Raw genomic sequence first — 12,546 nt, forward strand, 5'->3', positions numbered from 1 at the left:
ATGACAAACATTCAAAAACGTTTTTATAAAGGCCGTGTAGCATTAAATGTATTAGCGAACAATATCGAAAATGCGAAAGATATTTTTGAAGCAGCAGAAGGTTATGTAGTAGTGGGAGTGTTATCAAAAGACTATCCAACAGTAGAAGAAGCAGTTACAGCGATGAAAGCATACGGAAAAGAAATTGAAGACGCTGTATCAATCGGACTAGGAGCAGGAGATAATCGCCAAGCGGCAGTTGTAGCTGAAATTGCGAAACATTATCCAGGTAGCCATATTAACCAAGTATTCCCTTCAGTTGGAGCGACACGTGCAAATCTTGGCGGAAAAGATAGCTGGATTAATAGTTTAGTATCACCAACAGGAAAAGTAGGTTACGTAAATATTTCTACTGGTCCAATTAGTGCAGCTGGGGAAGAAAAAGCAATCGTTCCAATTAAAACAGCAATTGCACTTGTACGTGATATGGGTGGAAATTCATTGAAATACTTCCCAATGAAAGGTTTAGCTCATGAAGAAGAATATCGCGCAGTTGCGAAAGCTTGTGCGGAAGAGGGATTTGCATTAGAGCCAACAGGCGGAATTGATAAAGAAAACTTCGAAACAATTGTACGTATTGCGCTTGAAGCAAACGTAGAGCAAGTTATCCCGCACGTGTACTCTTCTATTATTGATAAAGAAACTGGTAACACGAAAGTAGAAGATGTTCGTGAATTATTAGCAGTCGTGAAGAAGTTAGTTGATCAATATGCGTAAGAAAATTGCAGCATTTGGTGAAGTAATGATGCGCCTGCAAGTACCAGGATATGAATTGTTATCGCAAGCTAATACATTAAAATACTCATTTTCTGGTACAGGTGTGAACGTGGCAGCAGCACTTTCTCATCTCGGGCATGAAGGGCTTCTTATTTCAACTTTACCGGAAAATTCGGTTGGAGATGCGGCATTATCTTATATTCAAAAGTTAGGTGTGCAAACCTCACTTGTTTCAAGAGGCGGCAAATATGTCGGTATGTACTTTTTGGAAAATGGATTTGGAGCACGTGCAAGCCGCGTTACATATTCGAATCGATTAGAAAGTAGCTTTAATACGGCATGTGAAGAAATGTATCAATTTGAAGAAATCGCGAAGGAAATTGATATTGTTCATTTTTGCGGGATTACACTTGCGATGAATGATACGGTGCGTCATCATATGAAATCTTTAGCGAAAGCAGTGAAAGAAAACGGAGGAACTGTCGTCTTTGATTGCAATTATCGTCCATCACTTTGGGGAGAAGACGGATATGAACAGGCGAAACCACATTATGAAGAAATGTTAGGGCTAGCTGATATTGTAATGATGAACGAAAAAGATGCAATGTTTGTTTTAGGAATGAAAACAGAAGAAACGGAGCGAGAGGCGCAGCTGATGGATCTAATTCCAAAGGTAGCTGAAATGTATAGTATCGCTACAATCGCTGGTACTCATCGCTCTATTAACAGTGATAATACACATTCGCTTCGAGGATTCATATGTAAAGATAGAACGTTCACTTTTGCAAAAACACTTATGTTTTCTGTATATGATAGAATAGGTGCTGGAGATGCTTATACGAGCGGGATTATTCATGGCGAGATAGAAGAGTTTGCACCAGAGAAAGCTGTTTCATTTGCGTCAGCAGCTGGAATGCTTGCACATACAATCGTCGGTGATACGCCAATGTCATCAGAGAAGGATATACTTCGGGCAATGACGGCATCAGTAGGTGATGTAGAAAGGTAGTGGGTGTAACGGTGAACGTAACGAGAAAAAAAGGACCATTATATTTACAAATAAAAAACATTATTCGTGATCGAATATTGCATGGTGTATATGCAATTCATACGAATATTCCTTCCGAACCGCAGTTAGAAGAAGAGTTCAAGGTGAGTAAAATTACAGTACGAAATGCGATTAAAGAACTCGCTCAAGAAGGGTATTTGGAAAAGAAAAGCGGTAAAGGAACGAAAGTCATCCGTAACACTTCTGCGACAAAACTGTCAAAGGGTAAGAAATTTACTGAAGTGTTAGTGGAAGAAGGATATAAAGTACAGAAAAAATTGCTAAAAGCAGAAATTGTTCAGAATGAAGAAGGAACAGTGCCATTTCGATTATTCGGTAAAGAGAGTTTTCGTATTGAACGTTTATATACGTTAAATGATGCACCGTACATTCATTATACGCACTATTTCTCAGCGAAAATGGCAAGTACAGATTTATCGGATTTTGATTTGCAATCGCTTTATGATTTAGTTGAAGACCGAGGCATTCATTTAGAAAACTTCAGAGATGAATTCGCTGTTGGACTTGCGCCTAGTTTTGTTGCCGAAGCGTTAGGTGAAAAAGAGGGAGCAGCGCTATTAAAACGCATGCGCTATTCTTACGATGAAGTTGGCGAAGTAATTGAATATAGCGAAGGCTACTACAATACAGAAATGCAGCATTATGTAGTGAATTATGACGTATAAAAAAGAGGGTATTCGCCCTCTTTTTTTATAAAGTAAGGGGAATGGGAGATGGATATATACTTATTAATCGTCACGTTACTTGCGATCACAATTGTTATTTTAGGGGTATCATGGTGGAAATGGCATGCATTTATTAGTTTAACAGTTGCGAGTTTATTTTTAGCCATTATGTCTGGACTGAATTTAACGAAAATAGTGGCTGCCTATGAAACTGGTGTTGGTAGTGTACTAGGGCATTTAGTTGGTATTTTGGCACTTGGAACTATATTAGGGAAAATGATGTCCGATTCAGGGGCGGGCATGCAAGTGGCAGACTTCTTTATTCGATTTTTCGGTGTGAAGAAATTACCTTGGGCTATGTTATTTGCAGGATTTGTTATAGGGATTCCAGTGTTTTTTGAAGTGGGGATCGTTATTTTATTACCACTTGTTATTTCTATTCGAAAAACGACGAAGCAAAATATATTATTAATTGCGTTACCTGTTATTGCTGGATTATCTATTGTTCACGGGCTCGTGCCACCACATCCAGGGGCGATGACAGCAATCGGTATTTATAACGCGAACTTAGGAAAGGTACTTTTATATTCATTACTTATCGCGTTACCAGCAGCCATTATCGCAGGACCGATATTTGCAAAGTGGGTACATAAAAGGGTTATACCTGAAAACGAACCAGAACTTGTTCGAGTTACGACTGTCTCAACTGATTTACCGAGTCGTAAAATTTCATTCTTTATTATTTTATTACCAGTTGTATTGATGATTTTATCAGTCGTTGCACCATATATTTCGTTACCGAAAAAGATGACTGAATTTTTTGTGTTTATAGGAAGTCCAGTAATTGCTTTACTTATTTCATGTTTCGCAGCATTTTATTTACTTGGAATCAGACAAGGAATTAATAAAAAGGTCATTAAAAAATTAACGGATGAAAGTTTATTACCGGTAGGTTCCATTATTTTAATTATCGGTGCAGGTGGTGGGTTTAAACAAATATTAATTGAAAGCGGCGTTGGAACAGCGATTGCGCAAATGGCAGAACATATATCGTTATCACCAATTGTGTTAGCTTTCATGGTAGCTGGATTAATTCGAATCGCAACAGGTTCAGCTACAGTAGCATTAACGACAGCGGCAGGGATTGTTTCACCAGTTATTCAGCATATGTCAGGTGTAAATTTAGAATTGCTCGTTATCGCAACCGGAGCAGGTTCATTAATGTTTTCTCACGTAAATGATGCAGGGTTCTGGCTTGTAAAAGAGTATTTAGGTTTGACGGTGAAGGAAACGTTTAAAACGTGGACGGTACTCGAGACATTGTTATCATTTATTGCATTTGGTTTTGCGCTTTTATTGAATATGTTTATTTAGAAGAGCCGATTTAAACGAATAGAGCACACAGAGAAAATGTAATTTCTCTGCGTGCTTTATTCGTTTTTTTGTGCTTTCTATCGCTCTATTACTTAATGAAACGGACATACTGATCTTCTCCATCGTCTTTGACAAAGACTCCTAGCTCATTCAGATCTTTACGTAAGTGCTTCTTTTTCTTCGAGTTTCCGTCTCGGATAGCATTTCGTCTTTCATACAAAATGGTATTTACATTTTTATTAAATCGCTCATCCTCTAATTTCCATAGACTATAGTCTTGCTTATAAGGATCTTGTTCCACCCATGGAAAGCCGTGCAGCAAGAAAATATCTTTAATTTTATGTGGATTTATATCAGATTTTTCACGTAACCATTCGCGGTCTTCTTGATCAATGATTACCACTTGGCCTGTATCTACAAAAACGGCTTTTACATTTGAACTGGTAATTTGCTTCTTTTGATCGTCCTTATTTACATGAATGCTTTCCGAAGTAATGTTCATTTTTAAAGCTTCACTATAAATAATTAAAGAAAATAAAATTCCTGCAATAACACCAATGAGCATGAGGATAATAGGAAGCCAGAAGGGGTTAATAAAATTTAAAAGTTCTATCATTTTCGAATCAGAAAAGAGGGGAATCTTTTTTATAATCTCTATTAATTTAGGTGAAAAATATCCGATAACGCCTAAAAGGATTGGACTTACTATAACAAGTAATTTTTCTAAAAAACCTAATCCAATGACAGATGCCTTTTTCATGTGTAGTTCATCCTTTCTTCATATATAATTTTTCAAAATCAGGGCATTTAAATAGTGAGTTTCTTCACCATTTTTATGAGCTCATCTGAGTAATTTTCTATAGATATAGATGCATTTGCCTTCAGCATTCTTTCTTCGATTGCTCCTAAAATAAATGAAGCTAATGTGTCGGCTTGGAAAGAGTTAGAAAATACTCCATTTTGTTGACCAGTCTTCAAAATATTTAATAACATCGTTCTAAGTGCATCATCTTCTTCATCGTCTTCAATTCTGTAATAAGGAATATTCTCTTCATTTCTTGCATTAAAGACAATCTCAATCAAGGCAATATTATTTTTGTAATGAGTTTCTTGGTAAGCCAAATGTGCTTCAATAAAAGCTTCTAGTTTGTTTATTTCAGATTGGGCTAATAGCAATCGATTGCTAATAAATTCATGTTGTTTCTTAACTAAAAATTGTAATGTCCGATTCATAAGATAAAGCTTATCGTTAAAATGATAAGAAATAAGTCCAGTGCTAATCTTAGCTTTTTTTGCTACCTTCGTTAAGCTTAAGTTGTTATATCCAACTTCTTCTAATGTATCAATACATGCAAGAATAATTTGTTCACGCCTAGCCTCTGCAATAAAAGAATCAGTCACGCTATTCAACTCCTGATTTATATAATTTGAATGTATAATCAAAAAACTGATTGGTCGTTCAATTAAATTTTAGTAAGAAATTAGAAGTATGTCAAATGCTTTATGCTTACATCTTGAAAAGGCTAATTCGCCTATCGATGAAGCCCAATTGCCAAAACAAGCCCGTTTTTAAGTAAGCCAAGCTTCCTATTCGCCCTGAAAACATAATATAAATGGAATCCCCTCATTTAGAGCAAGGTGAACTTGTTATGAATGATACTAAAGGAGGAATAGAGTAATGAGCGAAAAGTGTGAACACAGACATGATGATTGTAACCGCAGACATGGGTGCGGAGGCGGTTTTGCGCTTCTAATCGTATTGTTTATTTTATTAATTATCATCGGTGCTAGCTGCTTCGGTGGCGGAGGCGGTTGTGGTTATGGCGGTTACGGATATGGTGGCTACGGCGGATATTGCTGCTAATTAAAAACTATTGAAAATGGCCTTGTGCAATACGCACAAGGCCATTTTATTCATATTTTGATATGCTGTGATAACTTATTAATGTACAGAGATCGGATTAAGAAGAAGAAAATAATCTCGATAATCCCAAAGAAAGTGAGTACAATTAATAACTCTTTGAGTAAAGAAAAAGCGAGTATGCTTTGTAAAAACTTAACGGCAAATAATGTGTGAATACCAGCAACGATATAAGGAACGAAAAATAAAATTCCTAATTGAATCGTTGCAGAGCGAAACATTTCTGATTCTGTTAAACCAAGTTTTGTAATCGTAATATATTTTTGTTTTTCATTTGTTAAGTCGTTATACATACGGAAGTATAAAACACTAGCCGCACCGATAAAGAAAATAAAACCGAGAAATGTCCAAATAAAGAAAGTAGCAATTGAATTTCCTTTGCTGTATTTCAGGTCATCGGCAGCTGTATAAATATTAAATGGGGGTTGAAAATTACCTTCCGCATCTTTGTGTGCCTCATAGAAGTTATCTGTATCATTTCTAATATGTTTTAATATATTTTTCGTAGGAGCAATCGCATTTTCCCAGTTTTCAACGAAGTAATTATACACTATGGTTGTTTCAATATGAGGAATCATAGTATTGAATACATCATCTTGTACAACCATTAAATAAGGGAATGCGAAGGCGGGTTCAATGGATTTATTAATAAATCCTTTAATGTGAAATTCTTTTTTATTAGATCCGATTGTAATTGTATTTTGTTTTGCGAATGGATTTGATACAAGATTTAAGAGCTCTGGTGAGTAACGAGAAATCATATAAACTTGTGTAGAATCAAGATTTATTTCTGGTCTCCTTAATTGTTTTGCAAGCGTGTTATAATCACTCATTTTCATAAGAGTAATGTCTTCTTTTAAAGCGGTATCTTTTAACAATGTAGACTGATGCTTGCTGTATTGAAAATTAGCATTTGTAAGCTCCGTTTCAATTGTAGCAATATGTTTTTGTTCAAGTGAATTTTCCCCTTTAGATGTATATGTGAAGGGGATAGGAAAACGTTCTAATATCATTGCTTTCGTATTATTATTGATAGCAAATAGCGCGATAATAATTGTAAATGCAAGTGCAGATAGCATAGAAACGATAAAGAGTACATTAATATTACTACGAGTGCGGTTAGCTAAATCTGAAATCCATAACATATTTATTTGCTTCATATAAAACTTTCTCCGCTTTTTCAAAATAAAGATAAAGAGAAGAAACGTTTGTGAAAAGAATAAATATGTTCCCACCACTACGAGCGGTAAAATAGATAGCATAATTAAGAATACAGATCCATTTTGTACATTTTTTTCTGTTATATAGCCTTGCGGATAACCAGCGATATAATAACATAATGCTAAGCAAATTAAAGCAAATATCGAAATAAGTATAGATGGTTTTTTGTCTTTATCGCCTTTTTTAGTCCCTTTAATGAGCTGTGTTGTTTTACGAGTGCGAATGAACATCGGTGTAAACGTAGAAACGATGAAAAATAAAATAATAAAAGTTACGGTTGTAACGATAATTGCTTCTGTTGGCCAATATAAATAGAGTCCTTTTGCACTTGTTAATTTAGAAGTAACGAGTAAGAAAAAGTTAGAAAACACAAGACCGCCTTGAATACCAGCAAAAATAGCAAGCATTCCAATTATCATATTTTCAGTAAACAAAAGACGTTTTAATTGTTTTTGAGATATACCGAGAACAGTTAAAACGCCAAATTGTTGCTTCCGTACATTTAAAAATGTCCCAATAGAATATAAGAGAAAGAAGAACGAGAACAAAACGATAACAAACTGTGCCATGCCGGCTAAGTTCATCAATGGATCTTGTTCCTGTAATTTATTCATAATTTGTAAGCGTGGATGATACGCGTATACAGTAAATGAAAAGAAAACCATAATAGAAAACGCGCTACTCACAAAATAAGCGAAATATGCTTTCGAATTACGCGAGACATTTTTAAATGCAAATTGCCAAAATGTCATCCACGTCTTCCTCCTAGTAATGCTAAAACATCTAATATTTCTTGATAAAATTTCTCACGGTACAATCCGCGGTGTAGTTCGTTGTAAAGCTCTCCATCTTTAATGAAAATGACGCGGTTACAATAACTCGCTGCGAATGGATCGTGAGTAACCATTAAAATTGTTGCATCTTCTTCTTTGTTTAATTTTGTAAATAGCTCCATTACGTCAATTGCCGCTTTTGAATCTAAGTTTCCTGTTGGTTCATCGGCAAGTAGAAGTGACGGATGATGAATAACAGCACGTGCTACTGCGGTACGTTGTGCTTGTCCTCCAGAGACTTCAAAAATACGCTTGTCTAAAATATGATCAATGCCAAGCTTTTTTGAAATGTTATCAAGCTTTTCATCCATTTCTTTTAATGGAATATTATCTAATGTTAAAGGTAGTACGATATTTTCACCGATTGTTAGTGTATCTAATAGGTTAAAGTTTTGGAAAACAAAGCCTAACTCTTGTCGGCGGAAAATAGCTAACTTTTCCCTACGAAATGTGTGTGGTTTTTTTCCGTTAATAACGACATCACCAGAAGTAGGGGAATCAATTGTTGAGATAACATTTAAAAATGTAGATTTACCGCTACCAGATGGTCCCATGATAGCGACAAATTCACCTTTATCTACATGTAAATTTATATTTTTTAAGGCTGTATGAGGGACTTTTCCCTCATATACTTTTGAGACGTTTTTTATGTGTAATACTTCTTCCATAGTAATCACCTTTCTATCTTTTAAAACTTAATGTGTTGTGATAATTTTTGCATATAAAAGGAACGAATTAAAAGGAAAAATAAAATTTCAACTGTTCCAAAAATCATAAGTACGACTGTAATCTCAGCGAAGAACGAGAGATGTAAAACTTCTTGTAACATCTTTGTCGCGAACATCGTATGGATGGATGCCATAATGTAAGGCACGAAGAAAAGAATCGCAAGCTGAATTGTCGCTGAATGTTTCATTTCAGTTTCCGTTAAACCAATTTTCGTAATCGTTATATATTTTTCTTGCTCATTTGTTAAATCTGTATACATCCGGAAGTAAAGAACACTGCCAGCCCCGATAAAGAAAATAACACCTAAGAAAGTACCAATTAAGAAAAATGAAGCGACATTTAGTTTTGTTTTATATAGAGAATCGCTCGCTTCACTTGCATGGAAAGGCGGGTGCTCTGCTTGAATTGCTGCATTGTCGTTATGGATTTTTGTTATAAACGATGAACCGATATTATGTGCTTTTTCCCAATCTGTAACTTTGAAGTTATATACACTCATTTGCTTGGAAACGGTCGATAAGGCTTCTACATTTTCATCAGATAGTATAAGTAATTGGTATATTAAGCTGTTTGGGAATGGACTATAACTTTTATATTCTTTCACGTGTAGTTGTAAATTGTTTTGAGTAAGTGTAAGAGTATTTTTCTGTTCTTTATTGTGAAGTGTTCCAATAACTTGATCATCTAAGTCTTTCATAAGAATATAAGATTCATTCTTATTCACCGTGAGTTTTTCCCAATTTAATGCTTTAGCAAGTACATTATAGTCACTTTGTTTAATTGCGTAATAGAGTTGCGTATTATTTTCAGCTGAAGATACTTCATATATATCCGTTTTAAATTTTGTATAAGTAAAGTGTTCTTCATTAAACTTTTGCTCTAACCAGTTTAAATGCTCATCCGCTAACGTATTTTCAGTATGTGATAAATATGTAAAAGGAAAAGGGTTTTCCCTTATCGCATCAAACTTTGTAAACTTCCCAAAACCGTATAAGAATGTAATCATTGTAAAAGCGAGTGTTGATAGCATCGCTACAATAAAGAGCATGTTAATGTTTGTCCGAATACGTGATGCTAAATCAGAAATCCAAAGCATATTAATGCGTTTCATATAAAACGTTCTTCGCGCTTTTAATATACGAATGAGTAAAAAGCTAATTTGTGAGAAGAAAAAATATGTTCCAGCTGCAATAAGCGATGGGATGACAAATATACTAGAGACGGCATATAAAAGTCCAATGATGTCACCTAGCGACAGAAAATATAATGGATTTGCGGCTAATGCATATCCAGATATTAAACATATCGCACCAAATAGAGAGATGAGCACAGATGCTTTTCTTTCTTTTTGTTTTGTTCCTTCTTTTAAAAGACGTACAGCTTTTCTCGTACGAATGAGCATCGGTGTAAAAGATGATACGAGAATAAAGAGTCCGAGAAAGATGATGATAGTTAAAATAATGGCGCTTGTAGGCCAATATAAATATAAGCCAGGTACATGTGTAATCTTGGCGGTAACTAATAAAAAGAACTGTGAAAAGACAAGTCCAAGTTGAATGCCAAAAAATATAGAAAGAACACCAATTAACATATTTTCTATAAATATGAGTCGTTTTAATTGTTTTTGAGAGATGCCAAGTACTGTTAAAATCCCAAATTGCTTTTTTCGTACTTTTAAGAAAGTACCGATTGAATATAGTAAAAAGAAAAATGAAAAGAATACAATGACAACTTCTGAAATTGTCATTAATATGTTCAGAGCATAATTTACGTCTGTCATATGCAATTTAGGATGAAATAAGTAAACTGCAAATGAGAAAAAAATAGCAATGGAAAACGCACTGCTTACAAAATAGGCGAAATAAGCTCTGGCGTTCCGCGAGACGTTTTTAAATGCAAACTGCCAAAATGTCATTCACCTAAACCTCCTAATATAATGAGTATGAAAAAGGAGGGAAGAGATCCCACCTTTTTTATGTAATAACCTTTTTAATGTGTATTAGTATATTGTGATAGCTTTTGCATATAAAGTGAACGAATGAATAAGAAAAATACGATTTCAACGAATCCAAAAATAATAAGAACGGCTGAAATTTCTTTGAACAACGATAAGCCAATTACATCTTGCAGCATTTTCGTTGCGAACATTGTATGAATGGATGCCATAATGTACGGAACGAAAAATAAAATACTAAGCTGAATGGTTGCAGATCGTTTCATCTCTTTATCTGTCACACCGATCTTAGAAATCGTTATATATTTCTCTTGTTCGTTCGTTAAATCGGTATACATTCTAAAATAAAGAACACTACCAGCACCAATGAAGAAAATAACTCCTAAAAATGTACCGATTAAGAAGTATGCAGCACTACCAGATGTTATTCTATATAACGATCCTGCTGATTCAAAGGATCGAATAAGAGGTCCTTCATACTGGAATTTGTTTCGATCTTTTTGCACTTTTTCTATAAAATTATCAGCAATCTCATACGTCTGTTCCCAGTTTTGAATTTTGTAATTATATGCTGATATATGCTTTACCGTGTTAGGTAAGTTGTTCACGACAATATCAGGCAATACGATCGTTTGATATGAAAAGTCAGATGGAATTGCACTGATATGTTCATAGCCTTTTACTTTTAATTTCGTATTTGTACTAGAGAGTGTAATGTAATCTCTTTTATAGCTTTGCTCAAATTCATTGAATATAGTGATATAAGACGTCCCCGTTAAAACATATGCTTCGTTATCATTTATAAATAGTTGTTTCATTCGTAAAGAATTCGCAAGCTTGTTATAGTCACTTTGCTTAATTGCGTATACATCATCATAAATAGCTACATCTTTATCTTCTTTTAGTGGTGTTTTATATATATCAGCTTTTATTTTCTTATAAGGAAAATGTTCTTTTTGTAATTGTTGCTCAAGCCAATTTAAATGCTCTGTAACAAAAGGATTCGCATCATAAGAAAAATAAGAAATTGGGAAAGGCGAAGTTCTATTAACGTCTAGCTTAATAAATTTTCCGAACCCATATAGGAACGTAATCATTGTGAAAGCGATAGTAGATAGCATTGCTACAATAAAAAGCATATTAATATTCGTTCGAATACGGTTTGCTAAATCAGAAATCCAAAGCATATTAATCTGTTTCATATAAAACTTTCTTCTTTTCTTTAAAATATAAATAAGTAAGAAACTAATTTGTGAAAAGAAGAAATATGTACCGATTGTAACGAGCGTTGGAATGACGAAAATACTTGAAACCATATATATAACACCTATTTGTGGGCTTACTGATACGAAATATTTAGGATTTCCAGCTAACGCATAGCCACCAAATAAACAAATCGCACCAAATAAAGAAATAAGTATGGACGGTTTTCTTTCTTTTCGTTTTTTACTATTTATTTTTAAAAGGTGTACCGCTTTTTTTGTACGAATGAGCATCGGTGTCAATGTAGATACAACGATAAAAAGACTAAGGAAGACGATTGTCGTTAAAATAAACGCGTTAATAGGCAAGTATAAATATATGCCCGGTACGTGCGTAATTTTTGCTGTCACTAATAAGAAAAATTGCGAGAAGACAAGTCCAAACTGCATGCCGAAAAAGATAGATAAAATACCGATTAACATATTTTCCATGAAGACGAGACGGTGTAATTGTTTTCTAGATATTCCTAAAACGGTCAAGACGCCGAATTGTTTTTTTCTAACTTTTAAAAAAGTACCAATGGAATATAGTAAAAAGAAGAAAGAGAAAAATACAATTACTACTTCTGAAAATATCATTAATCCTGAAATTTCAGAGACCATGCCAAATTTTTGTAATTTCGGATGGAATAAGTAAACAGCAAATGAAAAGAAAACGGCAATCGAAAAAGAACTACTTACAAAGTAAGCAAAATAAGCTCTCGAGTTGCGCGTGACGTTTTTAAATGCAAATTGCCAAAAGGTCATAAATTATACCTCCGG

At 34.4% G+C, this 12,546-nt stretch carries 11 protein-coding genes; 5 read left to right on the forward strand and 6 right to left on the reverse strand.

Annotated elements, in window-relative coordinates:
- Genes dagF through gntP form a run of 4 tightly spaced genes read left to right on the forward strand, consistent with a single transcriptional unit; the run spans position 1 to position 3,864 of the window.
- The gene (dagF, locus tag PDK19_RS16965; RefSeq protein WP_000181926.1) at positions 1–756 is read left to right on the forward strand and encodes a 2-dehydro-3-deoxy-phosphogluconate aldolase; all 756 of its coding nucleotides are present in this window, start codon (positions 1–3) and stop codon (positions 754–756) included.
- The gene (locus PDK19_RS16970; protein ID WP_001227478.1) at positions 749–1,765 is read left to right on the forward strand and encodes a sugar kinase; all 1,017 of its coding nucleotides are present in this window, start codon (positions 749–751) and stop codon (positions 1,763–1,765) included. Before dagF ends, PDK19_RS16970 begins: the two co-directional genes overlap by 8 nt.
- Complete coding sequence (locus tag PDK19_RS16975; protein ID WP_270707656.1) at positions 1,765–2,490, forward strand: GntR family transcriptional regulator; 726 nt, start codon at positions 1,765–1,767, stop codon at positions 2,488–2,490. Before PDK19_RS16970 ends, PDK19_RS16975 begins: the two co-directional genes overlap by 1 nt.
- 48 nt (positions 2,491–2,538) lie before the next feature.
- Complete coding sequence (gene gntP, locus PDK19_RS16980) at positions 2,539–3,864, forward strand: gluconate permease GntP (RefSeq protein ID WP_270707658.1); 1,326 nt, start codon at positions 2,539–2,541, stop codon at positions 3,862–3,864.
- A gap of 88 nt (positions 3,865–3,952) precedes the next feature.
- On the opposite strand, the gene PDK19_RS16985 is transcribed toward gntP, so the two are convergent.
- Both PDK19_RS16985 and PDK19_RS16990 read right to left on the reverse strand, forming a co-directional pair.
- On the reverse strand, positions 3,953–4,624 hold the full coding sequence (locus PDK19_RS16985) for a YqeB family protein (RefSeq protein ID WP_014893450.1): 672 nt from the start codon (positions 4,622–4,624) through the stop codon (positions 3,953–3,955).
- 47 nt (positions 4,625–4,671) lie between these two features.
- The gene (locus tag PDK19_RS16990) at positions 4,672–5,265 is read right to left on the reverse strand and encodes a TetR/AcrR family transcriptional regulator (protein ID WP_014893451.1); all 594 of its coding nucleotides are present in this window, start codon (positions 5,263–5,265) and stop codon (positions 4,672–4,674) included.
- 277 nt (positions 5,266–5,542) lie between these two features.
- On the opposite strand from PDK19_RS16990, the gene PDK19_RS16995 reads away from it, so the two are divergent.
- Complete coding sequence (locus tag PDK19_RS16995) at positions 5,543–5,728, forward strand: YjcZ family sporulation protein (protein ID WP_001290397.1); 186 nt, start codon at positions 5,543–5,545, stop codon at positions 5,726–5,728.
- 50 nt (positions 5,729–5,778) lie between these two features.
- Here the strand turns inward: PDK19_RS16995 and PDK19_RS17000 are convergent, their stop codons facing one another.
- The 4 genes from PDK19_RS17000 to PDK19_RS17015 form a co-directional block, all read right to left on the reverse strand.
- Positions 5,779–7,758, reverse strand: coding sequence for an FtsX-like permease family protein (locus PDK19_RS17000; protein ID WP_000144921.1), 1,980 nt, complete (start codon positions 7,756–7,758; stop codon positions 5,779–5,781).
- Positions 7,755–8,507, reverse strand: coding sequence for an ABC transporter ATP-binding protein (locus PDK19_RS17005; protein WP_000393249.1), 753 nt, complete (start codon positions 8,505–8,507; stop codon positions 7,755–7,757). The genes PDK19_RS17000 and PDK19_RS17005 overlap by 4 nt, the downstream gene beginning before the upstream one ends.
- A gap of 20 nt (positions 8,508–8,527) precedes the next feature.
- A complete protein-coding gene (locus PDK19_RS17010) occupies positions 8,528–10,483 on the reverse strand; it encodes an ABC transporter permease (RefSeq protein ID WP_270707661.1) in 1,956 nt (651 codons plus the stop codon).
- A gap of 74 nt (positions 10,484–10,557) precedes the next feature.
- On the reverse strand, positions 10,558–12,531 hold the full coding sequence (locus tag PDK19_RS17015) for an FtsX-like permease family protein (RefSeq protein WP_000145041.1): 1,974 nt from the start codon (positions 12,529–12,531) through the stop codon (positions 10,558–10,560).
- Between the last annotated feature and the right edge of the window lie 15 nt (positions 12,532–12,546).

Origin of the sequence: Bacillus cereus group sp. BcHK124, assembly GCF_027712065.1 — a bacterium.
In the GTDB taxonomy this organism is placed as follows: Bacteria; Bacillota; Bacilli; order Bacillales; family Bacillaceae_G; genus Bacillus_A; species Bacillus_A pacificus.

What these genes read in the sequence shown, in the direction of transcription:
- dagF (WP_000181926.1), top strand. Translation starts at nt 1, where the DNA reads ATGACAAACATTCAAAAACGTTTTTATAAAGGCCGTGTAGCATTAAAT.
- PDK19_RS16970 (WP_001227478.1), top strand. Translation starts at nt 749, where the DNA reads ATGCGTAAGAAAATTGCAGCATTTGGTGAAGTAATGATGCGCCTGCAA.
- gntP (WP_270707658.1), top strand. Translation starts at nt 2,539, where the DNA reads ATGGATATATACTTATTAATCGTCACGTTACTTGCGATCACAATTGTT.
- PDK19_RS16985 (WP_014893450.1), bottom strand. Translation starts at nt 4,624, where the DNA reads ATGAAAAAGGCATCTGTCATTGGATTAGGTTTTTTAGAAAAATTACTT.
- PDK19_RS16995 (WP_001290397.1), top strand. Translation starts at nt 5,543, where the DNA reads ATGAGCGAAAAGTGTGAACACAGACATGATGATTGTAACCGCAGACAT.
- PDK19_RS17000 (WP_000144921.1), bottom strand. Translation starts at nt 7,758, where the DNA reads ATGACATTTTGGCAATTTGCATTTAAAAATGTCTCGCGTAATTCGAAA.
- PDK19_RS17005 (WP_000393249.1), bottom strand. Translation starts at nt 8,507, where the DNA reads ATGGAAGAAGTATTACACATAAAAAACGTCTCAAAAGTATATGAGGGA.
- PDK19_RS17010 (WP_270707661.1), bottom strand. Translation starts at nt 10,483, where the DNA reads ATGACATTTTGGCAGTTTGCATTTAAAAACGTCTCGCGGAACGCCAGA.
- PDK19_RS17015 (WP_000145041.1), bottom strand. Translation starts at nt 12,531, where the DNA reads ATGACCTTTTGGCAATTTGCATTTAAAAACGTCACGCGCAACTCGAGA.